The sequence below is a fragment of the Pseudomonas sp. Fl4BN1 genome (genome assembly GCF_009908285.1).
Taxonomy (GTDB): Bacteria; Pseudomonadota; Gammaproteobacteria; order Pseudomonadales; family Pseudomonadaceae; genus Aquipseudomonas.
Map to the genome: position 1 here is coordinate 1 of NZ_JAAARM010000059.1, position 25,522 is coordinate 25,522.

Annotated in this window: 31 protein-coding genes and 1 pseudogene; 15 read left to right on the top strand and 17 right to left on the bottom strand. The window is 57.8% G+C overall.

Features of this window, described 5'->3' with window-relative positions; genetic code table 11:
- Positions 1-221 precede the first annotated feature (221 nt).
- The 3 genes from ykgO (at position 222) to GV818_RS32520 (ending at position 2,545) form a co-directional block, all read left to right on the top strand.
- Positions 222-371, top strand: coding sequence for a type B 50S ribosomal protein L36 (ykgO, locus tag GV818_RS32510; protein WP_020297337.1), 150 nt, complete (start codon positions 222-224; stop codon positions 369-371).
- A gap of 266 nt (positions 372-637) precedes the next feature.
- Entirely contained in the window at positions 638-1,522 is an 885-nt protein-coding gene (locus GV818_RS32515; RefSeq protein WP_161757892.1) for a LysR family transcriptional regulator, read from the top strand.
- A 186-nt stretch (positions 1,523-1,708) separates the two neighbouring features.
- The gene (locus tag GV818_RS32520; protein ID WP_161778599.1) at positions 1,709-2,545 is read left to right on the top strand and encodes a bifunctional allantoicase/(S)-ureidoglycine aminohydrolase; all 837 of its coding nucleotides are present in this window, start codon (positions 1,709-1,711) and stop codon (positions 2,543-2,545) included.
- A gap of 232 nt (positions 2,546-2,777) precedes the next feature.
- On the opposite strand, the gene GV818_RS32525 is transcribed toward GV818_RS32520, so the two are convergent.
- The 3 genes from GV818_RS32525 to GV818_RS32535 all read right to left on the bottom strand — a co-directional run bounded on the left by GV818_RS32525 (position 2,778) and on the right by GV818_RS32535 (position 5,958).
- Positions 2,778-3,248: a hypothetical protein gene (locus GV818_RS32525; RefSeq protein WP_161757890.1), complete on the bottom strand. Its 471-nt coding sequence runs from the start codon at positions 3,246-3,248 to the stop codon at positions 2,778-2,780.
- Between the two features lie 317 nt (positions 3,249-3,565).
- Positions 3,566-5,440 carry a D-arabinono-1,4-lactone oxidase gene (locus GV818_RS32530; RefSeq protein ID WP_161778600.1) on the bottom strand — a complete coding sequence of 625 codons (1,875 nt, stop codon included), beginning with the start codon at positions 5,438-5,440 and terminating at the stop codon, positions 3,566-3,568.
- A gap of 191 nt (positions 5,441-5,631) precedes the next feature.
- Entirely contained in the window at positions 5,632-5,958 is a 327-nt protein-coding gene (locus tag GV818_RS32535; RefSeq protein ID WP_161757888.1) for a hypothetical protein, read from the bottom strand.
- A gap of 470 nt (positions 5,959-6,428) precedes the next feature.
- Between GV818_RS32535 and GV818_RS32540 the strand changes: the two genes are divergently transcribed.
- Both GV818_RS32540 and GV818_RS32545 read left to right on the top strand, forming a co-directional pair.
- Entirely contained in the window at positions 6,429-6,659 is a 231-nt protein-coding gene (locus GV818_RS32540) for a hypothetical protein (RefSeq protein ID WP_161778601.1), read from the top strand.
- Between the two features lie 133 nt (positions 6,660-6,792).
- The gene (locus tag GV818_RS32545) at positions 6,793-7,062 is read left to right on the top strand and encodes a YceK/YidQ family lipoprotein (RefSeq protein WP_161778602.1); all 270 of its coding nucleotides are present in this window, start codon (positions 6,793-6,795) and stop codon (positions 7,060-7,062) included.
- Positions 7,063-7,232: 170 nt separating this feature from the next.
- Here the strand turns inward: GV818_RS32545 and GV818_RS32550 are convergent, their stop codons facing one another.
- Positions 7,233-9,491, bottom strand: a complete 2,259-nt coding sequence (locus GV818_RS32550; protein ID WP_161778603.1) for a TonB-dependent receptor — start codon at positions 9,489-9,491, stop codon at positions 7,233-7,235.
- Between the two features lie 309 nt (positions 9,492-9,800).
- On the opposite strand from GV818_RS32550, the gene GV818_RS32555 reads away from it, so the two are divergent.
- Complete coding sequence (locus GV818_RS32555; RefSeq protein ID WP_178125233.1) at positions 9,801-9,998, top strand: hypothetical protein; 198 nt, start codon at positions 9,801-9,803, stop codon at positions 9,996-9,998.
- Between the two features lie 12 nt (positions 9,999-10,010).
- Here GV818_RS32555 and GV818_RS32560 read toward each other — a convergent pair whose 3' ends face one another.
- The 3 genes from GV818_RS32560 to GV818_RS32570 all read right to left on the bottom strand — a co-directional run bounded on the left by GV818_RS32560 (position 10,011) and on the right by GV818_RS32570 (position 12,698).
- A complete protein-coding gene (locus GV818_RS32560) occupies positions 10,011-10,562 on the bottom strand; it encodes a GNAT family N-acetyltransferase (protein WP_161778605.1) in 552 nt (183 codons plus the stop codon).
- Positions 10,563-11,022: 460 nt separating this feature from the next.
- A complete protein-coding gene (locus tag GV818_RS32565) occupies positions 11,023-11,163 on the bottom strand; it encodes a DUF2256 domain-containing protein (protein WP_161757882.1) in 141 nt (46 codons plus the stop codon).
- A complete protein-coding gene (locus GV818_RS32570; protein WP_161778606.1) occupies positions 11,160-12,698 on the bottom strand; it encodes a cryptochrome/photolyase family protein in 1,539 nt (512 codons plus the stop codon). The genes GV818_RS32565 and GV818_RS32570 overlap by 4 nt, the downstream gene beginning before the upstream one ends.
- Before the next feature lie 291 nt (positions 12,699-12,989).
- On the opposite strand from GV818_RS32570, the gene GV818_RS32575 reads away from it, so the two are divergent.
- Positions 12,990-13,160 carry a DUF2514 family protein gene (locus tag GV818_RS32575; RefSeq protein WP_161778622.1) on the top strand — a complete coding sequence of 57 codons (171 nt, stop codon included), beginning with the start codon at positions 12,990-12,992 and terminating at the stop codon, positions 13,158-13,160.
- 44 nt (positions 13,161-13,204) lie between these two features.
- Here the strand turns inward: GV818_RS32575 and GV818_RS32580 are convergent, their stop codons facing one another.
- From GV818_RS32580 to GV818_RS32615, 8 genes and pseudogenes are all read right to left on the bottom strand, one after another.
- On the bottom strand, positions 13,205-13,573 hold the full coding sequence (locus GV818_RS32580) for a ClbS/DfsB family four-helix bundle protein (protein WP_161778607.1): 369 nt from the start codon (positions 13,571-13,573) through the stop codon (positions 13,205-13,207).
- Complete coding sequence (locus GV818_RS32585) at positions 13,500-14,657, bottom strand: RNA-directed DNA polymerase (protein WP_161778608.1); 1,158 nt, start codon at positions 14,655-14,657, stop codon at positions 13,500-13,502. The genes GV818_RS32580 and GV818_RS32585 overlap by 74 nt, the downstream gene beginning before the upstream one ends.
- 272 nt (positions 14,658-14,929) lie before the next feature.
- Positions 14,930-15,286 (bottom strand): four helix bundle protein, encoded by a 357-nt coding sequence (locus tag GV818_RS32590; protein WP_161778609.1) that lies wholly within the window; start codon positions 15,284-15,286, stop codon positions 14,930-14,932.
- A gap of 54 nt (positions 15,287-15,340) precedes the next feature.
- A complete protein-coding gene (locus GV818_RS32595) occupies positions 15,341-15,961 on the bottom strand; it encodes a DUF1566 domain-containing protein (RefSeq protein WP_161778610.1) in 621 nt (206 codons plus the stop codon).
- Between the two features lie 76 nt (positions 15,962-16,037).
- Positions 16,038-16,631 (bottom strand): DUF1566 domain-containing protein, encoded by a 594-nt coding sequence (locus GV818_RS32600; protein WP_161778611.1) that lies wholly within the window; start codon positions 16,629-16,631, stop codon positions 16,038-16,040.
- A gap of 317 nt (positions 16,632-16,948) precedes the next feature.
- Entirely contained in the window at positions 16,949-17,488 is a 540-nt protein-coding gene (locus GV818_RS32605; RefSeq protein WP_161778612.1) for a hypothetical protein, read from the bottom strand.
- A gap of 204 nt (positions 17,489-17,692) precedes the next feature.
- Positions 17,693-18,100: a hypothetical protein gene (locus GV818_RS32610; protein WP_256679585.1), complete on the bottom strand. Its 408-nt coding sequence runs from the start codon at positions 18,098-18,100 to the stop codon at positions 17,693-17,695.
- A 171-nt stretch (positions 18,101-18,271) separates the two neighbouring features.
- A pseudogene (locus GV818_RS32615) lies at positions 18,272-18,478 on the bottom strand (single-stranded DNA-binding protein); the annotation flags it as partial.
- A 143-nt stretch (positions 18,479-18,621) separates the two neighbouring features.
- On the opposite strand from GV818_RS32615, the gene GV818_RS34200 reads away from it, so the two are divergent.
- Complete coding sequence (locus GV818_RS34200; protein WP_178125232.1) at positions 18,622-18,843, top strand: hypothetical protein; 222 nt, start codon at positions 18,622-18,624, stop codon at positions 18,841-18,843.
- Positions 18,844-18,860: 17 nt separating this feature from the next.
- Here the strand turns inward: GV818_RS34200 and GV818_RS32620 are convergent, their stop codons facing one another.
- Positions 18,861-19,061, bottom strand: coding sequence for a hypothetical protein (locus tag GV818_RS32620; RefSeq protein ID WP_161778613.1), 201 nt, complete (start codon positions 19,059-19,061; stop codon positions 18,861-18,863).
- Between the two features lie 65 nt (positions 19,062-19,126).
- On the opposite strand from GV818_RS32620, the gene GV818_RS32625 reads away from it, so the two are divergent.
- Genes GV818_RS32625 through GV818_RS32635 form a run of 3 tightly spaced genes read left to right on the top strand, consistent with a single transcriptional unit; the run spans position 19,127 to position 20,996 of the window.
- Positions 19,127-19,465 (top strand): phage tail protein, encoded by a 339-nt coding sequence (locus GV818_RS32625; protein WP_161778614.1) that lies wholly within the window; start codon positions 19,127-19,129, stop codon positions 19,463-19,465.
- Between the two features lie 11 nt (positions 19,466-19,476).
- Complete coding sequence (locus tag GV818_RS32630; RefSeq protein WP_161778615.1) at positions 19,477-20,229, top strand: phage minor tail protein L; 753 nt, start codon at positions 19,477-19,479, stop codon at positions 20,227-20,229.
- A gap of 2 nt (positions 20,230-20,231) precedes the next feature.
- Positions 20,232-20,996, top strand: coding sequence for a C40 family peptidase (locus tag GV818_RS32635; RefSeq protein WP_161778616.1), 765 nt, complete (start codon positions 20,232-20,234; stop codon positions 20,994-20,996).
- 154 nt (positions 20,997-21,150) lie between these two features.
- Here GV818_RS32635 and GV818_RS32640 read toward each other — a convergent pair whose 3' ends face one another.
- On the bottom strand, positions 21,151-21,417 hold the full coding sequence (locus GV818_RS32640) for a hypothetical protein (RefSeq protein WP_161778617.1): 267 nt from the start codon (positions 21,415-21,417) through the stop codon (positions 21,151-21,153).
- Positions 21,418-21,624: 207 nt separating this feature from the next.
- Here GV818_RS32640 and GV818_RS32645 point away from each other — a divergent pair, with 207 nt between their 5' ends.
- The 4 genes from GV818_RS32645 to GV818_RS32660 all read left to right on the top strand — a co-directional run.
- Positions 21,625-21,942, top strand: a complete 318-nt coding sequence (locus GV818_RS32645; protein WP_161778618.1) for a hypothetical protein — start codon at positions 21,625-21,627, stop codon at positions 21,940-21,942.
- Positions 21,943-22,033: 91 nt separating this feature from the next.
- A complete protein-coding gene (locus GV818_RS32650; RefSeq protein ID WP_161778619.1) occupies positions 22,034-22,456 on the top strand; it encodes a hypothetical protein in 423 nt (140 codons plus the stop codon).
- Positions 22,457-22,512: 56 nt separating this feature from the next.
- Complete coding sequence (locus GV818_RS32655; protein WP_161778620.1) at positions 22,513-23,106, top strand: tail assembly protein; 594 nt, start codon at positions 22,513-22,515, stop codon at positions 23,104-23,106.
- 59 nt (positions 23,107-23,165) lie between these two features.
- Positions 23,166-25,522: host specificity protein J (locus GV818_RS32660; RefSeq protein ID WP_161778621.1), on the top strand; the 2,357-nt coding region annotated here is incomplete at its 3' end.

Consider the following 25,522-nt stretch of genomic DNA (forward strand, 5'->3'; position numbering starts at 1 on the left):
GTGGGGGCAAAGGGCGATTATTGATTTCCATGGCACTGCATCCTTCAGTGGGAGGTTGAATTAAAGGTAGCGACTGCTTTTCGACGACCTTTAGTTTCAAGACGACTATGCCGCCCTCAGGACAAGGAGTCAGGCCGCATTGGCCTGCAGTTGATAATTATTCCTATTGGTGATTATGATATGTTATTACATTGTCAGATCCCTTCCAGGAGTAATCCCCCATGAAAGTCTTGTCGTCCCTCAAAGAAGCCAAAAACCGTCACCGCGACTGTCAGATCGTCAAGCGTCGTGGGCGGATCTACGTGATCTGCAAATCCAATCCACGCTTCAAGGCCCGCCAGGGTGGGGCGAAAAACAAGAACAAGGGCTGAGTCGACGGTTCGACCGGGAGGAGCTGGTGGTTATCCGTCAGCACCGCCTACTACAGTCCAGAGTGTGCACGCAGGTGCAGCTATCGAGTCAGCTCGGAGTCGTCGAATCTAGAGAATGAGTGTGCGGTGGACCTGCTCCGTTTTTCGAAAGAACGGATTCCATTCGGGCTTTTGAGCACGGCAGGCGGTGGCCCGGCAAGGGGTGTTTGTCACCCAGGGCAAGAACCGGTAGAAAGCGCATACGCATTCAGAAAATAGATAACCTCATGAGCGACAGTGAAAAATCCAATAATCGCTTGTTCGACCTCGACCTGTTGCGGGCGATTGTCACGGTGGCTGATTGCGGCAGTTTCACCACTGCCGCGAGCCGCCTGCACTCGACCCAGTCGACCATCAGCCAGAAGATCCGCCGCCTCGAAGACATGGCCGGGCACCGCTTGCTGGAGCGCGGCAACCGCGATGTGCTGCCCACCGATGCCGGCGAAACACTGTTGGGCTACGCCCGGCGCCTGCTGGCGCTGAACGATGAAATGGCCGAGGCCCTGTCTGGCGCCATGGTCGCCCTGACCGTGCGTATTGGCGTCCCGGACGACTTCGCCGCTGGGCGTACCACCGCGCAACTGGCGGCCTTCAACCGGCGTTACCCCCAGGTCAAGCTGGAGGTCAGCAGCGGCATGAGCCGCGACCTGAGCGCCAGCTATGATCGTGGCGAGCTCGATCTGGTGTTGCTCAAGCAGCGCCAGAACAGCCGCGAAGCGCTGCTCTGCTGGCCGGAAAAAACCTGCTGGGTGGACAGTGCAAAGAACCCCTGCATCGACCTCGATCCGTTGCCCATCGTGACCTTTCCGCCAAGAGGCGTGTACCGCGACGAGATGATCAACGCCCTGGAGTCCATCGGCCGGCGCTGGCACATCAGCTTCACCAGCTCCAGCCTCAGCAGCCTGCAATCGGCGATTGCCGACGGCATGGGCATCGGCCTTCTACCGCTGCGGGCCGTGACCGCGGATCATCGGGTGTTGCCGAAAAATACCGTGCTGCCGTCTGTGGATGCCTTCGAAGTGGCGCTGCTGCATCGTCCGCAGGCAGACCCTATGGTCAAGGCGTTGGCGCAAGTGCTGTCACAGGTGCTGGCACAGGAGACCAGGGGCTGAAGAGGTCTGGCATTCGATAAGTGAATAATGCGGATTCCAACATTTAATTTGTGCATGAATGCGCGGCTGGATATCGTTGTCGTCATCAGCGGTCCGCACCTGAGCCACGGCGCGTCGACCTGCCGCTTTGTTCACCCTGGTGCCGTTTCCACGCCGGGCAACAAAACAACAATGAGGAGAGTCTGCATGTCGAAAACCACTTATTACGCGCCGCACGGCGGGCACCCGGCCCAGACCGAGATGCTCACCGACCGCGCGATGTTCACCGAAGCCTACGCGGTGATTCCCAAGGGCGTGATGCGTGACATCGTCACTAGCCACTTGCCGCACTGGGACAATATGCGCATGTGGGTCCTGGCCCGCCCGCTGTCCGGTTTCGCCGAAACCTTCTCGCAGTACATCGTTGAAGTCGGCGCCAATGGTGGCAGCGACAAACCCGAACAGGACCCGAACGCCGAAGCGGTACTGTTCGTCGTCGAAGGCGAACTGAACCTGACCCTGCAAGGCCAGGTCCACGTCCTCAAGCCGGGTGGCTACGCGTTCATTCCGCCGGCCGCCGACTGGAAGCTGCGTAACACCAGTGGCACCGAGGCGCGTTTCCATTGGATCCGCAAGCACTACCAGAAAGTCGACGGCGTGCCATACCCGGACGCCTTCGTCACCAACGAGCAGGATATCGAGCCGCGGGTGATGCCCAACACCGAGGGTCGCTGGAGCACCACGCGCTTCGTCGACATGAGCGACATGCGCCATGACATGCACGTCAACATCGTCAACTTCGAGCCAGGCGGCGTGATTCCCTTTGCCGAAACCCACGTCATGGAACACGGCCTCTATGTGCTGGAAGGCAAGGCGGTGTACCGCCTGAACCAGGACTGGGTCGAGGTCGAGGCCGGTGACTTCATGTGGCTGCGCGCCTTCTGCCCGCAGGCTTGCTACTCCGGTGGCCCGGGTCGCTTCCGCTACCTGCTGTACAAGGATGTGAACCGCCAGATGCGCCTGACCCTGAACGCGGCGCATTGATTCGTGGGCGGGCAGGGTTGCGATTCTTCGTGACGTTGCCCGCCTGAAGATCAGCAGAAAAAAAACCGGCGAGCAATCGCCGGTTTTCTTTTGCCTGGAGCAATCTCGCGAGCGCTCCGCAGGTGGCTTTCAGTCCTGTCGGTCAGGGAGCCAGTCAAGGGGCAATCAAGTTGCCGGGGCCGGTTGCACATCCATTGTCTGATGGGAAAGGGCGGCCATTGCTCCCAGGGCCTCAGTTCTTAGGGGCTGAAAGGTAACTGGAGAGCTTCTTCTGCGCCGTGGACAGCTTCATTTCGTTCTCTGCCCGGTGCAGGTTATTGGTGCTGGAGGACAGTTGGCTGGTCAGGACTCCCAACTCGCCCATGATGCCTTGCGTCTTTGCGTCACGGTCTTTGTCGCTCAGCGATTGATCGTTCCTGATCGCGTCCAGTTCTTCCATTTTCTTTTGGATTTTTTCCTGTATCTCGCGGATGACTTTGAGGATTTTCTTTATGCCATCCGGCAGATTGCTGGCATCAATATCCGCGTTTTTATCTTTTTCTGCTGAAGCTTTGGCTGTTCCTTCAGGGGACAGCGTGACTTTGATACCGCTGCCTGGTTCGCCTTGATCGGCAGCGACTGGGGTTTCAGCCGTCTCGATCCTGATGGCGCTAGAGGGCTCAGGGACTGTTGCCTGGGGATGGGTTGCAGAGGTGATTAACACGATGGGGGTTCTCCTTCAGATCCTCAGGTTATCGACGCGGTGCAGGTGCGCTTGAGGTGGGGCGGCAAAAAGCTGGTGTGCAAACAGTGATTGAGGCGTGGGCGCTGCGCGATTTGAGGCGATCAGCTTTCGACTCAGGCACAAGGTGGAAAAATGCGAAAACGCTCTGGATAATGCGCGATCGCTATCAAATCCCAGACACAAGAAAGCCCCGACTCATCAGGGCTTTCTCGTTGAGGTTTGGCGAGGGTTTAGAGACTCGAACGCCATGATCTTTCCAATACACACCCTGTGCGTGTCGCCCAGGCAGGGATGTTCTATCGAGTTGTCTCGCCCAGCAGTGCCGCTACGAAACTGTTGTGGAAAACGCCCTGCGGATCGCAGGTTCTACGGTAGGACTCGAAGGCTTGGGTTCTTGCACTGCGACGCTGCGCCAGATCCTTGATGAACGCCGGGTTGAACGGTGGCGAAAACGTTCCAGCCGGTCGACTCGGGTCGTAGAAGCCGAACATCTTGCCGGTGTGCGGCATGCCTCCCAAGGCCACCCAGGCCCGCTCGATGTCGGCGAAGAAACGCAGTAAGCGATTGGGGTACTCAGACGCCGCGACGGCCGGTACGTAGCCGATAAGGTCCAGATTGACGAAGGTCGCATTGGGGGTTTCGGTGTACGTCCCAGCCAATGCGCTGTCGCCGCCACGGACGAAGCGGAACTCCATCGGAGCAACCAGCAGGAAGTCGCTGGAGCTCTTGAGGCGCGCCATTACCGCGTCAAGGCCCTGCCAGGCCTTGCCGAGCCCTGCGTCATCGAGAACCGGGAGTTCGATAAAGTAAGACATGAAGATCACGCGCGAAGCCTTGGTCAGCCACAAGTCGGAGTAGACCGCCGCGGCCTGATCGAAGAGCGTTTCGATCGTGAGGTATCCGGCATCAATGATCGCGCTGGCCGCGGTTTTGACTCCCGCATACTGAGCCGCAATGAGGGGCGGCTCGAGAATCGGCTCCATCGGTATCAGATAGGGTGCGCCGAAGACATTCTCTTCCGCCAGGGCGCACGCACTCGGCACGTTGCTCCTCAAGTTTGGAATGTTCGTCGCTGGGGACGAGACCACGTCCCACCACAAGATCAGAAAGTCGTTGGTGTACGGGTTGACGAAGGACTCAACGCGATCATGGTTCGCGAGTTGCGTCTTGAACCGAGCGATGAACGTTTGCTCATCGTTACAAGTGATCTTTGCGTCCTTGCCTGACTTCAACGTCGTGGCCCAGGGGCGTGGCATCACCTCCACGGTGACCGAGGTGACGACCCCCAGGGCACCGAGAGAGACCCGTGCGAACTGTAAAGGCGACCAACCATCCACTGTAGGCGTCTCTCTGTCGATGGTCTTCACCTGGCCATCCGCCCCCATGATGCTGAACGCCGAGACCGTTTCCGCGAAGATCGGCGCGTTGATGGTCGCACCATGCACGTCAACCGCGGTCATCCCGCCAAGGCTGAAGAAACCGCCGGCGGTCACGGTCTTGAGCATCAAGTCATGGGTGGTCAGGAACGCATCCAGTTCGTCCTCGCGCACGCCGGTATTCACCGTGACCTTGGTTCCGGAGGGGTGCAACACGATGGACTGATTGCCGCCGGAACCCAAGTCCTTGTAACAGGAGAGATCGATGAGCCAGCGGTTAGGGTTCGGGGCGATGCGATGGTCTTCGGCGACCAGTGCCGGTTGTGCATGCCGCTGGCCGGAAACACGCACTGTTGCGCCAGCCTTGGGCGCTTGACTGACGATGCCTTGAAGTTCAACAAGGTTCGTCGGCGAGAAGTAATATTCACCATCGATCGTCATTGTATGGACGATGTTCTGAGCCCAGTTCCTCCACGGCAGAGGTTGGACTGTGAAGTGCAAGGTCGTCCCCGTGACTTCATAGGCCGCCAGCTTGCCGTTATTCGCCGACTGAACTAAGGGGGTTCCTTGGTTACTGTTTCCCAGAACTGCGGAAACGTAAGGCGCTACCCCAATTGCATCCGCCGGGACCCCGATCGATGAAAGTGCAGGGCTCACCTTGTACAGGCCGTTGTTGAAGTTGCCGCTATTCCAGGCGGAAGTGCGCCAGCTTCCCTTCGAATCAAACCATTGAATCGAAAAGTTCATGACAAAGATGCCGTTGTTAAGGCAGCCAATTCGCTCGACTTTTCTCATTGAGGTTTCCAGATAAGTTCTTGCAACTTAAAATAGACGGTCTTTGAGTGATGTGCACTGACGCCAACCCCCCCAACGATGGTTCATTGGAAAGTTGACGCCAGGCATCATCGGGAGAAGCTTTCGATCTACTCGATCTACTCGATCTACTCGATCTACTCGATCTACTCGATCTACTCGATCTACTCGATCTACTCGATCAAGTTGATTGCAAAGCCAATGAACGTAGTCCCGACTGCGTCATATGTAGCGATCTGACCGTTTGCGGCGAAGGCGAGAAACGGCGTTCCCTGGCCGGAAGTCCCAGCCACCGCGTGCCCGTAGACCGTCACCGCCAGCGCATTGGCCGGGACACCGATGGTGTTCAGGTCAGGAGTCGTCCGCGAAGTTGCCACAGGGAAGTTGCCGCTATTCCACTCGGAGGTCACCCAGCGGCCGTCGCTGCCCAGCCATTGGACCGAGAAATTGAATACGTAGCCGCCTTTGTTGTTAACGGTGATTTTCTGGACCTGTCTCATAGTCGTCTCCTGTTACGGTAAAAGATGTCAAATTGAAATGCTTCGGGCTCCACCCTTTGGTGGTGGATGTATTGCTTGTTGTTTAGCAGGTGCTAATCAGAGGCTGTTGTAAACGTATGAAACAAATGTGTGGCCTTGTTTCATGTTGCCCCTTAACTACTATTAGGCGACATTTCAGTCGTATGGCACGCCAGTCAATGTCGCTTAATATTCTGTTTGTTTTCGTGATGCCATGGTTTTTTGAGGTCCGCTGCAGCAATCGCCATAGGTGTAGCAGAGGAAGTGCGACAGCAGAAACAAGCATCCATGCCGGCAGGGTCAGTCCTTTGTTACATTGAATTTGATTGACTGTTGCTGCGCGCTGACTACTAGGACTATAGCAAGCTTATTTTTGCTATATATATAGTTTCGAATTGGGATTTATTCTTGTCCCTATTAATAGGGGCGTGCTGGAACTAGGAATAATCAGGATGTTCGCGGTAATCCAGCGGCTGGGCGTGAAGCCGAATGAAGTGATCGATATCAGGAGCCATGCGGCCCTGAGCCGGGTGATGCTCGGGATCATCATCCATGAGAACGGTGGCGATTTCCCGATCCCGGGCAGTTTGTGCCGGGGCGATAGCCTCTCAACACCCGTCACGACAAACCTTTCAAATTGTCGCGAGCACTTTTTCTCACGACTGCTTCTGGCCGTGACATAGCGTTGTAGCGGGTGGATTCCTTCGCCGGTGCTGGCGCAAGGTTGATCAGGATCGGAAGATCCCAGCCTATGCGCCGGTTTTTTTGCACTGGTCCCCAATGCTACAGTCCCGCCAAACCCAAAGAGGGAGCGACATGCGGGTCTTGATAGCGGCGGCGATGGTTATACTACTGGGTGGTTGTTCGACTTTTGCTGAAACCTTCGGGGATCGCCCCGGTTGTGGGGCGCATCCCTATTGTGGAAGTTTCACTGATATCGAGCTGATCAAAGCGGCATCGGACGAAAGTGCCGGTGCCCTTTTGGCGCTGGTGCCGCTGGCAGTGATTGATCTGCCATTCAGCGTTGTTGCCGACACGTTATTCTTGCCCTACACCGCTTTTCAGGGCGCGCCTTCTCCGCACTAGGTCGCTGGTAGGGAAATGGAAAGGCCCAGCAGACAGTCTTGGCCAGTGCGGCGTTGCATGGCTGCTCATCTGCCTTGATCCTCTCGCAGAATCGATTTCTGCCACGTACAACTGGCAAGAATCGATCCTCGTCCCTGCGACCGAGAGGTGTAGGAGGAACTCTCTTCAGGCTAGAAATCTACAGTAGCTGAAAGCTGCACAGTACGCGGTGCTCCCAACCCCAGACTGGTCAGCAATGGCATCCCCCAGTAAGCCTTGTTGGTCACGTTGTTCACCGTGCCGCGCAAGGTCAGTGGCTGGGAAGCGACCTGGGTTGTGTAGCGCGCGCCCATGTCATAGATGGTGTAACCCGGCAGCGATAGCGAGTTGTCGGCGCTGATGTACTGCTTCGACACGGCAGTCGCATTGGCGGTCAGGGTCAAGCCTTGCACGACCGGCGTGTCCCATTCGACCCCGACCTTGCCTTGCAGCTTCGGTTGCCCGGTGGCTGTCTTGCCTTCATTGACGCCCCCTGCGGTCTTGGTGAGTTTGGGGTCGAGACGGGCGATGCCGCCCATGAGACGCACGTCGGTCATTGGCGAGCCGAAGAAGCTCCACTCAACGCCACGGTTGCGCTGTTCGCCGCCAAAGGAGAACACATTCGTGACCGGGTCCGTGTAGCTGCTGGGACGCTCGATCTGATACAGGCTCAGGGTATGGGAGAAGTCGCCAAGATCGACCTTGACCCCGACCTCTTTCTGCTTGGACTTGTAGGGCGCGAACACATCGCCGGCGTTTGCCGCTGTCAATGGTGCACTGACGCCCTTGCTCAGCCCTTCGATGTAGTTGGCATACAGCGATACGTCGTCAGTCACCTTGACCAGCACCGCCGCGGCGGGGGTTGTGGCGCTTTCGTCATAGCGGGAGCTGCGTCGCCCCGTGGTGACACTGAAGGAGTCGGTCAGTACTTGCTGGCGACGAACGCCCAGGGTGAGTTGCAGCCGGTCCTCGAAAAACGACAAGGTGTCGGCTAGGCCGTAGCTGGTCAGGCGCGTTTCGGTGTGCAGCACTGCTGGCCAGCTCTCTGCGGCCTCTGGGCCCCACACGGGATGGTAGATATTGGTGAGCCAGTTGGCGCCGGGGACGGATCGACGGCCGTAGTCCTTTTCCTTGTCGGAATAGTGCGTGGCGTTGATCGACCATTGGTGGCCAATGCCGAAGGTGTCCAGCTTGCCCTTCAAGCCGGTTTCGCCCGAGGTTTTCTCCAAGTCGATCTTCAACTGGCCCATGGTGCTCTGCAGGTCGCCGGCAGTATTCAGTACCTGGGCGGACATGACGCCGTTGTAGGCATAGTCGGTCTTGCTGGTGCCCGCCGCAGCGTAAGCCATGACGTTGTCGCTAAGGTCGTATTCGCCGCGTACGATCGCCCCCTTATCCTTGGTATCGACGTAGCCCCAGCTCGGGTTGAGCAGGGTGTCGGATTTAGGTGGCTTGGGGACGGGGACGCCCGGAGCCAGACTGATGCCGCGGTTCTGGCCTTTGACTCGGTCTTCGCTCTGGTAGAGATCGGCGGACAAGCGCGCGCGCTCGCCACGCCAGTCCAGGCCGAGGGAGTTGAGCTGGGCTTTCATCTGCTGGTGATCGGTCGCCGTGTCGCCATCCCGGTAGACGCTGTTGAAACGTACGCCCAATTGCTGCTCTTCGCCAAAGCGTCGGCCAACGTCGAGGTGCCCGCCAAACTGTGCATCAGACATGTAGTTTGTGGTCACTCGTGTCAGCGATTCGGCACCTGCGCGCTTGGGCACCAGGTTGATACTGCCGCCAACCGAGCCGCCCGGCGGCATGCCGTTGAGCAAGGCCGATGGCCCCTTGAGCACTTCTATGCGCTCGTACATTTCGGGTGAGATCCGATAGAAGGGGGCTACGCCGTACAGGCCGCCGACAGCCACGTCGCTGATGCTGGAGGCGAAACCGCGGATTGAGTAATTCTCGCTGAAGGTGCCTTTCAGCCCGTTGCTGAATACCGCGGGATCGGTCTTGGCGATCACGTCGGTGATGTTCTGGGCCTGAGTATCCTCGATGAACTTTTCGGTGTAGCTGATGGTGCTGAAAGGCGTCTCCATGAAGTCCTTGTTACCCAGCAGCCCGACGCGTCCGCCTGAGGCAACCTGGCCACCGGCGTAGGCCGGCGGCAGTTCTCCAGGGGCATCCATGCGGCCTTCGACCATTGTTTCGGATAACTCCAGGCTGCCGCTGCCAGTACTCTTTCGATGTTCTTCTTGCTGTTCAGCCAGTTCGGCGGGTGGCGCTGCAGCCACGGTCATGGACGCGCCGCTCAGGCTCAGTAGCAGTGCGATGTGTGCGGCGGTGAACGTTCGATTGAATTCAAAATAGGCTGAGACCTGCCGTGGTGATGGGCAGGCGCGCAGTGGCTTGCAGCGTTCCGACATACTGGGTTCCTTGCGATTCGCAGAGTAGTGAAGGTCTTCACTAGTACTTCCGAACCAAAATGGAAAACCCGTAATAGTAATTATTATTATTTTGATCGGGCGAGTGAACCGAGGGCTCCGGCCTTTGCTGAAAGCGGAACGACGAACCCTGATGATCTAATGGATTTCGGGGCGAGGTATCGTTGAGCCTTCAATCAGTGGAGGTGCCGCGTGTGCGTGCACGGAATCGAGTACAAGTTTTACTGTGCTTCAAGCGTCATAAAAGGCCATGACGGCCTTGGGCTTGAGTGCTGGGAGAGCGATAGACGTATGCTGTTCGAGATTTTTCGCAACGATGAAACGCTGCGTTACGAGGTGACCTTGTTCGAGCAGGTGCTGCTTGAGCGGGAAGGCCCGCGACGGCGGACTGCGAGCACTGTCAACGCTGTGACAAAGCGCTCGGCAGTGTTGAGCGACGGAATAAGTAATCCGCGCCACGTTTTCAGCGTATGCCAAATCGTGGCGTGAGATTGGACAGGGTCATGAGTTAATAATCGAATGCCGGTCCTCGAATGTTGCGCGCTCAACTTTGTAAAAGTAGTTCTCTTGCGAGCCTTCAGTTAGCGGTTTTATTAATTTGTGTGAGAGCTCCCCGCCAATCTTTTCCATTGCTCGCTGTGAGCGAATGTTTTGACCCGCGACGTGGAACCAAACGGTATCGACCCACTGAAATGCGTGCTTTAACATCAGGCGCTTTAGCTCCCTATTAGCGTTGCCTCCCCATTTCTCGCGAGATAAAAATGTGTACCCGATAGCAACCTCACGCCTTTCCTCGCTGTATTCGTAGTAGCGAGAGCTACCTACTACTTTGCCGCTGTCGCGTTCGATAACGATCAGTGCACTCTTTGATGTAAGTGCTTCGTTAAACCATTCGCGAAATACTGGCTCTTGGTAGCGCGTTTTGCTCTGGTGCTGAGCCCAGATCAATGGGTCGGATGCGACGCTGTACAGTGATTCGAAATCCGTAGCTTGCAGGGGGCGCAGCTCAAGTGACTCACCAACGATGGACGGAGAGACTGGTAGTGATTGCATCGTTTTCTCCAAGGGTTTGAACGCAACAAGTCGTGGCGTGAGGTTTAGCAGATGAGTAACGCCCCCCGCCTGCGCCATGTTTTACCGATGAACTAGGGCATCAACAAGACTCTTGCCGATCTGCACAGCGATATCGCCAAGGCCAGCCGGTATCACTGCGCCGACTTACGGCAAAATCCTCGCCTACCTCCAGGCGACGTACCGATCGATCTACGGGGACGATGTTTATCTTGAACTCGACTCACAGGATGGGCAGTTCCTGGCGGTTCAGGCTTTAGCCATCAGTGATGCCAACGCGGCAATTATTGCGGTCTACCTTGTCGATCACCGAGCAGCAGTGACTGCAGATACTCTCGAATGTCCGCCAAGTGAAGATTCACAATCTGGCCCCGTTGAGCCCTGGCTGACCAAGTGCTTTGATTGGAATACGAAAAGGCCCTATGAGGGCCTTTTTTATAGATCAGCGTTCAATCGATTTATTATGTCGGCAACGTTCCGAGCAGTAGCGTACTTCGCCCCAGCAGCGAGTCCATTTCTTCCGCCAGGTGAAGGGGAGGCCGCAGGTGGCGCAGGTTTTGACCGGAAGCTCACTCTTTTTCAAAATGACTCACCTGCATCTAATTTGGTGAGCAATGACTGGCCACGTTGCCAAAGCGCCTGCTGTTTTGATTCAGGCATGCGGTCGAGATTTTTATAAACCAAGCTCATGCGTTGATTGCCGCGCAGACGGTCGCCGTGACGCATCAGGAAGTGCCAATAGAGCGAGTTGAAAGGACAAGCGTCGTCAGTGGTGCTTTCGCTCACCTTGTAAGCGCAGTCACGGCAATAGTCAGACATCCGCTTGATGTACTGGCCACTCGCACAGTAAGGCTTGGAGCCTAGATAGCCGCCATCGGCGTGCATGACCATGCCCAGTGTATTGGGCAGTTCCACCCAGTCGAAGGCGTCCATGTAGATCGCCAGATACCACTCGCATATTTGGCTCGGTAGGATGCCAGCGAGCAGGGCGAAATTACCGGTCACCATCAGCCGTTGGATATGGTGAGCGTAGGCGTGCTCGATGCTTTGGCTGATGGCTTGGCGCATGCAATTCATCTTCGTTTCGCCTGTCCAGTAGAACTCTGGAAGCGACCTGGTGTTGCCGAACATATTGCCATTGGCATAGTCAGGCATCTTCAGCCAGTAGACGCCACGGACATATTCCCGCCAGCCGATCAGTTGGCGAATAAAACCCTCGGCAGCATTAAGTGCAATGCTGCCCGACCAGTATGCTGACTCAACATCGCTGCAAAGCTGGCGAATATCCAGTAGGCCAATATTGAGCGCAGCGCTTATACGGGCATGAAACAGAAAGGGCTCGTCGCTGGCCATCGCGTCTTGATAGTCACCAAAGGCTGCCAGGCCCCAGTCGATGAAGTATTCCCACAGGGCCTGAGCTTCGGCATGGGTTACCGGGTAGTCGAATGTGTCGAGAGCGCCATAGTGGTTGCTGAAGTGTGTGGCCACCAACGCAAGCACCTCCTGAGTGATTGCATCTGGCTTGAAACGGGCTGGCGAAGGGGGCCTGACCCCCTTGGGCAAGGCCTTGCGATTTTCTGCATCAAAGTTCCAGGCGCCGCCGACCGGGCTGCCGTCGCCATTGAGCAGTAACCCACTCTTGCGGCGCATCTCTCTGTAAAAGAACTCCATGCGCAGCTGTTTTTTGCCTTTTGCCCAGTCAGAAAACTCGCTGCGTTTGCAGAGAAAGCGAGTATCGGGATGCCACTGGATCGCTAAGCCACAGTTCTTGATTGATTGCTCAAGACGCCAGTCGCCACACTCGGTCAGGTGCACTTGGTCTGGATGTATCAACGCTTGCCAGCGGCGTAGCTCATCCGGTATCGATCCGCTATTTTGCGGATCATCCAAGGTGACGTATTGAACTCGGATCCCGCGCTGTCGCAACGCTTCTGCGAAGTGGCGCATAGCACTGAAAATGAGGGTTATTTTTTGCGGATGATGTGGAACATGGCTGGCTTCTTCCATCACCTCGGCCATGAGCACCGTATCGCTCTCTTTATCAAGCCCCTGCAATGAGGCGAGGTCGAAAGATAATTGGTCGCCCAGGACGAGGTATAGCCGGCGAGTCATATTCATCAAGCGCAATCCAGTTGAGGAGCGTGTAAAGATCCAAGGGCTTCGTAGCTTTAAATCCGCAGACCATTTTGTGAAAAGAAGTCTTGCGAATTATTGTACAAGAAAAAAATAACGTACAATTTTTTGTGCCGCCTTTGCTGGAAAGCGCCAGTGATCTTTTCCGATTGGATGCGCCGCCCTGAGCCTGGTCAATCATCCCGGGCGGCCTTACCGGGTAGGCCGACGGCGTGGCTCTGCCCAGCCTGGTCGTGAAGGTGCGGGCATGAATGCCCAGGCGCTGGAGCCTGGGCGCTGTTCAGTGCATACGGCCACGGCAATGCGCTGAAGGATGCCGAGTGGCAAGCGCGCTGGAGCGCTCGTCAAGCTGGCGACAAGCAGGCCCGCGCCCTGGCAGAGCGTGAAGAGCGCGAGAAAGAACAGGCTCGGCAAAGCTTAATCAACCCGGCGGTGCTAGATGGGTAGTGCAAAGTTGATCAAGTGTGGCTGGGTAGGTAGGTGTCCACGTTTCAGGCTTGTGTCTTCAGCCACGCGCGAAGGCGGGTTCGGGCATTGGCGTAAGGAGATGAGGTATTGAACTGGATCATCCGCCCTTTGGTCCATTTTCCGTACCAAGCGGCGCCATAGAGTTCTTCTTCTGATCTTGTCGCTATCGTCGCTGCAAGCTTTGTCTTCGCGTCTGCCAGGCGGGTGAGCAGTTCATGCCACCCGAGTGCGCTGTAATCTGCGTAGAACTTCTGCGCCAGCAGGCCAAGTTGGTTCCACTTGAAGCCGACCTCTGGATAGTCAACCGACTCATCCCGGTCATCGCGGTCTAGCCATTTCAGGACCAGCTCGTTCCATCCAATCAGATAGGCCACCAGATCGGCTGGACTCATGGTGGTAGGTCTTGGTCAGCGCCGCGTTGACGCTGTTGCCGCGCTTCAGCACGACGCGGGCGATTGCTGCCCGGTCCTTCTCGCTATGGCTGGCCTGCCCGAGCAACCCAAAGTAGCTGTTGGCGGTCTCGCGCAGATCCTCGAGCGGTGCGGCGGCGGTGCGCTTCAGGGCATGGGCCAGTGACCGCTTGCGAGTGGTTCGGCGCCAGGGCTTGATCACATGCCCGACGAAGTCCACGCCGCGATCAACTGGCTGCAGGATGGTCTTGCTCGGGTTGAGCCGGGCGCCCAGGCTGGGCAGGAACGCTTCCACCTGTGCTAGCCACTGGTTGAGTTGCTGTGGCGACTCATGCAGGAACACGAAGTCGTCGACGTAGCGGATGTAGTGCTTGGCCCTCAGCGCGTGCTTGGCGAACTGGTCCAGCGCATCCAGGTACACGTTGGCGAAGAACTGCGACGACAGGTTCCCGATCGGCAGCCCCAAGTGAGCCGGCTGCGCGGTGAGGCGCTTATGCTGCGGTACCCGGTTGAACAGGTGGGCCGGACTGCGCACCTCGTAGCTCTCTCGCGGGTCGTGCATCAGGATCTGTTCGGCCAGGGCCAACCACCAGGGTTCGGTGATCCGTGCGGCCAGTTGCCGGCGTAGCACTTCCTTGTCGATGGCAACGAAGAAGTTGGCCAAATCCAGCTTTAAATACCAGCAGGGCTTCGACCAGTTTTCACTGGCGCTGCGGATCTTCGACTCAAGGCGCTTTGCGGCGTACAGCGTGCCGCGCCCTGGGATACAGGCGCAGCTGTCCGCTATGAAGCTGCTCTCGATCCGTGGACCGATGTGGTTGTAAAGCAGGTGGTGAACTATGCGGTCGCGGAAGTCGGCAGCCCAGACTTCCCGGGCTTTCGGTCGGGTGACCACGAAGCAGATAGAGCGGCCTGGCCGGTATTGGCCGGTCACCAGGTCGCCGTGAAGCGCCGTCAGGTTCCGCTCCAGGTCCATTTCGAAAGCCAGCGCGCTGTCGCTGTTGCGCTTGGAGCGCCGGCAGTCGTAGTAAGCCTGGACCAAATCGCTGAAGGGGTAGGGCCCCAAGGTTGAATCTGCGGACGGGGCGGACGCGGAGCTCGTTGTTCTTGTCGTTGTTGTTCTGATTGCCATCATCGAAGTTCATGTTGAATGCGTTGTTGGCGGAGCGCTGCGACCTATCGTGCTATCTACGTCGCCGGGCCGAATACTCAGCCCGGAAACTGCGCGAGACCTACGCGGACGCTTTAGACCGGCGGTATCTCTGATGCGCATGGCGGTGATCATTCGATCAGCGGCACGACCAGATTCAATTCGCACAGACCAGAAAGCCTTGGCTCTCAGGTGGCGGGCGCGGTTGGGGTGGAGCGTTTCCAGGCGTTGGCCTGCTTGCCAATTGAGGTGGTCACCTCGATAGCCTTTGCATGCTGGCTCACGCTGATGAAGCGGTTCTCCTTGAAGAGCCGCATCAGGAACTCGATCACCTGGACCTTTTCGACCAGGTCGACCAAGTAGGGGCGCCGCTCCCGGGTCGAGTTCGCCCGGGCAATCAGCATCAAGACATCGATGCACTCATCGATAACGCGCTTCCCAAGCTGCTGCTTCAGGTCGCGGGGGATATTGCGGGTCAGGTTCGTGGCCATGTGCAGCAGGCCCATCGCCGCGGCGTAGATCTGCAATTCCGTGTGCATTGCCATAAGGCTTGCTCTCCAAGAGCAACCGGCCGCAGGCGGCCGGATTAAAGGAATGAATTAATCAAGAAATTCACTGCGGACGGGGCGGACGCGGAGCTCGGTGTCCTTGACGATGCCGTACTGACTGCCATCATCGAAGTCCAGGCTGAATGCGAGGTGGGCGGAGCGCTGCGAACTCGACCAGTACCAGGTGTCGCGGAATGCTTCGGCACCCCCTTCCTGGAAGTCCGTGTGCGTGGTTTGCAGCGGAGACTTCTCGCTGTAGAGCTGGCCGATCGGGACGCTGTTCGGGTTGTCACCATCGCGGCGCCCGGCCCAGTTCTCTTCGGTGGTCGGCTTGAAGTGGCGATACTGCAGCTCCTGTACGTCGCGCGCCGGGATCGCCCAGTCGGTGAAGCCATCAATGTTCAGGGCCAGCACCTTCGCCGCCAGATCACTACCGGCCGACGCCATGGCCTGGGTGTTGGCCAGGCTGTCAGTGAAGCTGTCGGCGCCCTCGATCTTCTCGCCGTACTCACCCCACTTGCCGACCAGTTCATGCGCTGCGCCGGCGGTGATGTGCAGAGAGCGCTTGCCGGTGACCGGGTCGCGAGTGATGCCGGTGACGAAACCGCCGCCGTAGGCTTGGCCGATGGCCGGGATAGGTTGTGCTGGTGCTACTTGAGCAGTTGCGGACATGGTCTTTCCTCTTTCAGAAGGCAACAAAAAAGGCGCTGCTGCGCCTCGGGCCGATCAAGAACGAATTATTGAAGGATCAAATAAACAATCTGCGGACGGGGCGGACGCGGAGCTCGTAGTACTTGCCGTTGAGGAGCTGAAGGCCACCATCGAAGTACACGGTGAATGCGTTGTGGGCGGAGCGCTGCGAGGATGACCAGTAGTAGCCCTCGGTGATCAGATCATGGGCCCAGGCCTGATAGAGCTGTGTGGCCGCTGGCAGGTCGAAATCGCTGTGCCCGTCAGCGCTATATGCCCGGGCCGCTTCGGCCGCAGGGTGGCCTCCGGCAGCGATCAGAGCGTCAGTGTTCGCCTTGCCGTCCCACTTGCTGGTGGCTTCTGACTTTTCCTGGTACCGGCCCCACGCAAACTCGCCCAGGTCTTTGGCACCGAAGATCAGGTAGTGGGCTGGGACATCGCCGCGGGCTTCGATATAACCGCCGTTGATGCCGCCTTGGCCCGGCCACGGCTGGCCGATCTCAGGAACGGCCGACACCACCACCGGCTGAACATTCGCGGCTGGTGGTAGAGCCTGCGCGAACACGCTCGCCGCGAGCAGTTGAACCATGCGTTCAGCAGTACCTTTGATCTTGAGGCCGTCAGCCTCGATGGAGATTGTCTTGGCTTTCATCGGTGTTCCTCAGGTAAGCGCCGCCCTCCGGTTACCGGATGCAGCGAGTAGGGTGGGTTATTCGTCGCAGCAGATGCGAAGGGCTTCGCGGTTGTAGGCGAGCTGCAATTTTGCCGACACGTTTTCGGGTATCACGTATTCGTGTCGCGGCGGCGAGAGAAACCGAGCTGATCCTGCTGGGCCTAGGGCGTGCAGGTGATGAATCATCAGCGTCATCGCCTCGCCCTGCTCAGTAATGCCTGACCACTCCATCATATCGACCAGGGTCTAGCGTATTCCAAGTCTGACACGGCATCGATGATGCAAAGTGGCACAGCTTATTCTTCCTTAAAACAGTAGGTGGGAGGCTGATCTTGGGGAGTGATTATGAAGGAAGGGAAATCGGTGATTTTTACCGTCTTATATAGCCTGAGATCGCTTCCAGTAGGAGGGAGAGTACTGCGCATTTTATTCGCTACAATGGACTCGCTGAGTGGATTTGCAGGGCTGAATGAGACAGTTAGGCTATCTGGGTCAATATCAATTAACTCACCGTCATCTTCCATGGTTGCCCGCGACTGGTAATTCACGGTCATTGTGGTGGTTGCTGATCCCTGCGGGATAAACGTTACGCTCACATCAGTACGGGTCAGGTTCCCCGTTCTTTCTTTGATGTGTGCGCGAGTTTTCAGGAGCGTTGGCAATAAATTCTTCCCGTTTCCCTCAAGCTGCGTCTCACAGCTAACAATGCTACCGGGCGGGTAGGCGGCACTGAGCTTGAGCATCTCTTCCCGCGTTATCGCTTCGACATTCATCGAACACAACACCGCAATACCGATACCCGTAGGTAGTAGAAACGTTTTGTAGAAGTGCTTCATATCCCTATCCTTCGATATTGATGTTCTGGTGCTTAAATCCAGAAAAAGGAAATACGCGTCCGTGCCTTTCTGATTCAGAGCGAGCAGCGTCGGCGATGCAGTTTACCCGGACAGCAACTCTGCAGTTCTATAGAGGGCTCAGATTTCAGTTTGCACCTTACCTTTCCCCTCTCTGCAATGATCATTTCCAGGGAAAGATCGCCCTCAGGATGTCGCGAGGAGGGTGGGTTGTTCGTCGCCGTCGTCGTCGGCGTTCATCTGGAGCGATTCGGCAAAGCCTGCTTGCCGTAATTTGCGCGCCACGTTTTCTGTTATCTCGTATCCGTGGCGCTTGATTTTGAATAGTGGAACGGAGTCATCCGGGCCAAGCGAGTGGGCATATGCGATCAGTCGCCAGATCGTGTTTCGGTCCTTTGATTCGCCGAGGGCGGCGGTGATGGCCGACAACCTGTCGCGCATCCCTTGGCGGAAGTAGTGGCGGATGATGCCGGACGGTCCTTTGATCTTCTGCGGCGCAGGCGGCAGATCTTCGGCCCGGCAATTCAGCACCAGCAGTTGCACCGCCTCGCCGACTTCCTCGATCTCATGCCTGCGCATCAGCTCGTCGAGCATCTGCCGCGTGCCGCAATTCCTGCTCGCCCAGCTCCTGCCGTTTCTCGGCCAGCTTGGCCGTTCGCTCCTCCTGATCGGCTGCCATGGCCTACCTCTTCTATTCCGCTGGCCGGCAGGCCCAGCCAAGGCTGCCGGCGTCGTTGTGTGACACCCGCTTTCAATCTCCGCACGTCAGGCGCCATTCAAGTGGTGCAGTGGCGCGAAGGGGATATCGTCATCAAAGCTGTCGAAGTCCGGCGGTGCACCTTGCAGGTTCTGTTGCGGAGCTGCTTGCTGCTGCCGGGGCTGCTGGCGAGCTGCTGCGGCTTGCGGATGCGCCTGACGCTGGTCGCCATCCTGAGGCTTCCCGCCGAGCAGCTGCATGCGACCCTGCATATCGGGCTGCCGGTGGCCCTGTTGCGCCGAACTCCTTGTACGAGGTGAACGAACTGGGGCCAGAGCTTTACAGCGAGGGCGGCAGATCATTCCTGATGACTGGCGCAAATGGTGGCAGTGTTACGCCACTGACTTCCGGGGGAGGGATGTCTGCTGGTATGGGTGGCGGATCACAGGGGGCTCAAATCAGCGTCGTAGTGAACATTGCGAGCGACGGCGGGGTTGAGGCTTCAACTGATTCGCAGAGCGGTGCCGCCAATGACTTCGCCAAGACCATCGGAACAATGATCGAACAAGTCTACGAGCAGAAGATGCGCAAGGACCTTGGCCAGGGCGGGCGAATCCGAACAGCGATAAAAAATGGATAACACCCGCGCCCCGCTTCCTAGAGAACCCGCTTGGCTTCAGCAATGGCTTGCTGTTCGATTTGAGAGAAGGTCAGGTTGGAGTCAAAGGGAATAGTCACGGTGACCTCGCCCATAAACACTCCATCGTGCCCGTCATCTGCGTCTAGAAGAAGGCGGACTGCGAACACTTCCGCCTCAATCTCTGGGTTATGGCTGACAGATCGGATCTGTATTTTCATCTGATGCTCCTACAAGTGAATAGGTGAGGCTACTCCTGAATCCGCTCGCCCCGAAAGGATAAATAATGGCACTTGAAACATTCACCTGGGCAACCGAAAAAGGCACTGAAGGGGAAATCACTCAGCGCGTCCGGACCAAGCAGTTCGGCGACGGATACGCTCAGTCGGTTGAGGGCGGGATCAATAACAGGTCCCAGTCCTGGCCGGTGACTTTTACCGGGTTGAAGCCCCGCATCAAGGAGATCATGGCGTTTCTTGATCGACACAAGGGGGCGAAGGGCTTCCTCTGGGAGCCGCCTCTGGGCGAGCTTGGCCTCTACAAGTGCAACGGCTACAAGCCAGTTCACCGCGGCGGCTCCGCTTACGCCATCACCGCCACCTTCGAACAAACCTTTCACCCTTGAGATAACTGCCCATGGCACTGATCACGGACATCCAGAAACTGGAGCCCGGCGGCGAAATTCGCCTGTTCGAAATTGACGGTACCGAGTACGGGGCCGATTACCTGCGCTTTCACGGTCACGCTATCCCGCACACGCCAGAAGAATTGCTGGCCTACGCCGGACTGGAAGAGGACCTGCCTGCCAAGTCGATTTGGTGGCAGGGTGCGGAGTACGCCGCCTGGCCGGTGCAGATCGAGGGTATAGGCTCCAGCAGCGACGGCACGGCCACAAGGCCGACCTTTGCCGCCGGCAACGTGAACGGGCGAGTCACAGCGCTGTGTCTAGCCTTCGATGACCTGCTGAAGTTCAAGCTGACGATCCGCGAGACCCTGGCCCAGTACCTGGATGCGGCGAATTTCCCCGATGGAAACCCAACTGCCGACCCAACCCAGGAAGCGCTTGAGATCTGGTACATCGACCAAAAAACCAGCGAAGACGGAGAAGCCGTTGTTTGGGAGCTCTCTTCTCCGGGTGAGATCGACAACCATGGACTGCCCGGCCGACAGATGACGACGTTTTGTCACTGGGCGATGACCAACGGCTACCGCGGGCCTGATTGCGGTTACACCGGTGCGGCCATGTTCGATGATGAAGACAATCCCACGGACGACCCGGCCAAGGATCAGTGCAAAGGTTGCTTGTCGTCCTGCAAGTTACGTTTCGGCGAAAACAACGAACTCTCTCACGGCGGGTTCCCTGCCGTATCTCTGATTGCCAGGAGCTGATCATGCGCAAGCACATCTTGAACGCGATCCAGGCGCATGCGGCTGCTGAGTACCCGAAGGAGTGCTGCGGCCTGGTCCTGGCCATTGGTCGCAAGCAGCAGTACTTCCCGTGCCGCAACATCTCGACCGAGCCGAGCGAAGAGTTCCGGCTTGACCCGGAGGACTACGCCGCGGCGGAAGACCTGGGCGAGGTGATCGGCATTGTTCATTCGCATCCAGACGCCACCAGCAGACCGTCACCTCGGGACTTGGCCATGTGCGAGGCCACGACCTTGCCCTGGCACATTCTGAGCTGGCCGGAGGGGGATCTGCGCACGGTGACTCCATCAGGCTCCACGCCGCTGCTGGGGCGCCCGTTCGTGCACGGTGCCTGGGACTGCTGGCAGGTCTGCGCGGACTGGTACAGGCGGGAATGGGGGCTTGAGTTCGAGGCTTTCAAGCGGGAGGACGGCTGGTGGGAGAAGGCCGACGGGCCCAGCCTCTACGAGCAGGCCTATGAGGCCGCCGGCTTCTATCGAGTGGACCAGCCTCAGCGCGGGGACATGATCGTTATGGCTGTGGGCCGGACTGTACACCCGAACCACGCCGGGATATACCTGGGGGGCGATCCGGAATTGCCTGAAGAGGATTCCGGCACCTTCGGCCCAGGGCCTTTCCTGCTGCATCACTTGTACGGGCGCCCGAGCGAAATCATCATCTACGGTGGCCCTTGGCGGGACCGAATGTGCCTGATCCTCAGGCACAAAGAAGCACAACCAACAACATGACGCGGTCAGGCCGCAGGAGGAATAATGAGTACCAAGGAAAAAAACGAGAAGGCTTGTCGTCCAAGCGCTTTGACTCGATCCGCAAATTGGCAGGCTGGCGTAAGCGGTTGGCTGCTCACGCCAGATGGTTCGCTCAGTATTTATGGGAATCCGATCAGGCGACGCCGTTCTGCTTGAGCCAGTCGATGGCTTGAGCTTGGTCATCTGCGAGGACGCGGAGAGGACGCTCATACGCCTCTTTTGCTACTGCGCCCCGCACAACGGACGGGGCTTCGCGGATAAACTTTTCTGCCATTACTTTCAGAGCTTCGTTATTAAAATTTGGTGAAGCCTTGAGAGCTAGAGCGATGGCATTCATTGCCATGAAAAGCCCGAGTTCAGTTGGGGTCGTTGCAACTTCGATACTTGGTTCACTGCTCATGGTGACCTCCTAGGTCTTGATGCCCCAGTCCTTGGGCTTTCCGGCAACGGACTGGGGCAGTTCGTTGGGAGGCGTAACGCTACTACGGCGCCAGCAAGGCCAGCTACTGGCATTCCATCCACACTGGATGCTTGGCCAGGAACTGTCGCGATGTTAAGCGCTGCCGGTATGATGGATTAATGTCTTCAACAACTAGGGAAGCAGTTGATGCGTCAGTTTCTTGTGTTTGCCTTCGCATGTTTTTTATCCGCCTGTACCACCGTCGGGCGACCTATTACCTATGCGGAGCGCGATCAAATAATCAAAGGGGTTACCACTCGCGAAGAGCTCGAGCATCGCTTCGGGCCTTCGATGCTTATTGTTGAGGAGGCTGACGGAAACGAGTTGGCCTCGTGGGTCTATGTTCGGTCTGGCTTTTTAGGGTTGGGCTATAAAGGCGAAGCGCTTGCGGCGCGATTTGATGCTTCTGGGAAAGTGATCGATGTTTTGTTTACAGAACGATCAAAGCCAATGCACTCAAAATGAGTAGCAACAACGATACCAGCCCGACGCTGGGCCTTTTCGTTTCCAGCTCCCCAGATGCTATCGTCTGCCGATCTCACAAGGAGCGGAATTTATGCGTGTTTTGATAGGGACGGCTGTTCTGGCGGTGCTGGCGGGGTGCGCTTCAACTGCGATTTCAATGCGAGATGCTAAGCCAGTGCCGGCTGACGAGGTTTACGCGTTCCAGTCCAGACCTTCAGGCGATAGCGGGACGATCACGGTCGTGCGCGATTCCGGCGCTGTCGGCTCCGGCTGCGATATCGTCGTTTATGTCGATGGTCGCAAGGCAGCGAAAATTGGCACAGGCGAGCGGGCCACCTTCTATCTGTCACCAGGTTCATCAAATCTCGGCGCTGGCCTGGCCGGTTCGGGTTTGTGCGCAGGTGCTGCAATCCGGACCATTGCAGCGACGGTGCAGTCCGGAAAAGAAAGTCTGTACCGCATCAGTGGCGATATGGCCGGTTTCTACATCGGACCCTACGTCGACTACAACTGAAAGTCGAAAATCATAAAGCCGCCTACGGGCGGTTTTTTTGTTTCCTGGAGATAACGATGCAAGCATCAGCGCTCAATTACCAACCGATGACAACCATCCGCCTGCATGGGCAGCTCCGTCAGTTCGGGACGTCATTCAGGCTCGCAGTAAAGTCGCCGGCCGAGGCCATCAAGGCATTGTGCGTGCAAATTCCTGGCTTTGAACGCTTCCTGTCGAATGCGAAGTCACGCGGGCTTGAGTTCGCGATTTTTCGCGACAAACGCAACATTGGCGAAAAGGAGCTGACATACAACGGAGCCGGAGACATCCGCATTGCGCCAGTAGTAGTGGGCAGTAAACGCGGCGGCATTCTTCAGACGATTGTCGGGGCGATCCTGATCGTGGTCGGAGTCATCTTCTCGGCCACGCCTTTCGGCGCTCCGCTGATTGGCGCAGGTATTGGCCTCGTAGCTGGCGGCGTGATCCAAATGCTCAGTCCCCAACCTGGCGGCCTCAAGACCAGCGCAGCACCGGAGAACACGCCCGGCTACGCCTTCGGCAGCGCCAAGAACACCACAGCTTCTGGCAACCCGGTCCCGCTCTGCTACGGCAAGCGCCGTGTAGGTGGGGCGATCATCAGCGCCGCCATCTACGCAGAAGACCAGATGTAATCGTTGCTCGCAGCACCGCAGCCGCCCATGAGGCGGTTTTTTATTGCCTGGAGGAAAGCATGGGCGCAGTACAAAACATCGAAGTCCACGGTGCCAAGGGTGGCGAAAAGAAACCCAAGGCACCGATCGAGGCGCCGGATAGTCTGCGCTCTGTAGCAATAGCCAAAATGCTGATTGCAGTGGGCGAGGGCGAGTTTGAAGGCGTGCCGACTGCGCGTGACATCTACCTCGACAACACGCCGCTGCAAGACCCACAGGGCAACATGAACTTCCCAAACGTGAAGTGGGAGTGGCGTACCGGGGCAGTGGACCAGGCCTACATCCAGGGCATCCCATCGGTCGAAAACGAGACCACCATCAGTACTGAGTTGCGCAGCGGCACCCCGTGGGTTCGTGCAATCAACAACGTCCAGCTATCGGCCGTGCGCCTGCGCTTTGCTTGGCCGATGCTTCAGTCCATTGATGCGGTCGGCAACATCAACGGTTACCGGATTGCCTACAAGGTCGAGGTGGCCACCGATGGCGGGGCTTATCAGGAGGTCCTGAACGAGGCGGTGGACGGCAAGACCACCAGTGTCTACGAGCGTACCCGGCGCATCAATCTGCCGGCAGCTACCAGCGGCTGGCTGCTCAGGGTGACCCGTATCACCCCGAACCAGAACAACAACAAAATCGCTGACACCATGCAGATCGCTGGCTTCACTGAGGTCATTGACGCAAAGTTGCGCTACCCGAATACCGCGCTGCTCTACATCGAATTCTCGGCCGAGCAGTTTCGTAGCATCCCAGCCGTCACCGTGGAGACCAAGCTGAAGAAGGTCCTTGTGCCGGTCAACTACGACCCTGTGGCCAGGACCTACTCCGGTATTTGGGATGGCAGCTTCAAATTGGCCTGGACCGATAACCCAACCTGGATGACCTACGACATCACTGTCAGCGACCGCTTCGGCTTGGGCCGGCGGATCAAGCCGTGGCAGGTGGACAAGTGGGAGCTGTATCGGATTTCCCAGTACTGCGACCAATTGGTGCCAGACGGGAAGGGCGGAATGGAGCCGCGTTTCATCTGTAACTTGAACCTCCAGAGCAAGGCCGATGCCTGGACGCTGCTGCGCGATATCTCCGCCATCTACCGTGGCATGACCTATTGGGCCCAAGGGCAGGTCTTTACCCTTTCCGATATGCCGCGTGACACCGACTTTGACTTTGCCTACACCCGAGCGAACGTGATCGATGGCAAGTTCACCTATTCCAGCGCATCGGAGCGCACCCGGTACACGCGGGCTCTTGTCAGCTACGACAACCCGGCGAACAACTATGACACCGACGTCACTGCGGTGACCGACCAGAAGCTGCAGCGCCGGTATGGCGACAACCCGCTCGAGATCAGCGCGATCGGCTGCACCCGCGAATCCGAGGCCCAGCGCCGCGGCAAGTGGGCGCTGCTAACCAACTCCAGGGATCGAGCGATCACGTTCAAAGTTGGCCTGGACGGACGTATTCCGCTGCCTGGCTACGTCATTCCCGTTGCTGACGAGCTACTGGCCGGCAGGCCTGTAGGCGGGCGTATCGCGGCTGTGAGCGGCAAGGTGATCACCCTGGACCGTGATACCCAGGCCAAGGCCGGTGACCGGTTGATCCTGAACCTGCCTGACGGTAAGTGCGAAGGGCGCACCATCCAGGTGGTCAGTGGTCGGCAGGTCACTGTGACTACTGCTTACTCCGTAGTGCCTGAGCGCGAGCTGGTATGGGCGTTGGATGCTGATGACCTGGCGATCCCGCTCTACCGCGTCACAAGTGTGGCCCGGCCGGAGCCCGGCGTGTTCGAGATATCAGCCGTTCAATACGACCCGAGCAAGTTTGCGCACATCGATACCGGCGCCCGACTGGAAGAGCGCCCAATCAGTGTGATTCCGATCACCGTCGTCCCGCCGCCGGCGAGCGTCACCCTGACGTCGAACTCCGCGGTGGACCAGGGCATAGCGATCAGCACCATGAACATCTCTTGGCCTGCTGTGAGTGGCGCTGTGGGCTACGACGTGGAATGGCGCAAGGACAGCGGCAATTGGGTCAAGCTGCAGCGCACAGGCTCGACCAGCGTAGACGTCACAGGCATTTACGCTGGCGCATACCTGGCCCGGGTGCGGGCGGTGAGTGCGTTTGAGATATCCTCAATCTGGAAGAGCTCCGATCTGACGAATCTCAAGGGCAAGGAAGGGATTCCGTCGGCGGTTGCGTACCTGAACACCTCAAGCGAGCTGTTCGGCATTGGCTTGAAGTGGGGTTTCCCGGCTGGCGCAGAGGATACCCAGCGGACCGAGATCTGGTATGGCCCGGGCAACAGCCTTGAGGCCGCCACGAAGCTGACAGACCTGGCCTATCCGCAGTCCGACTACAGCATGCAGAACTTGGCCGCGGG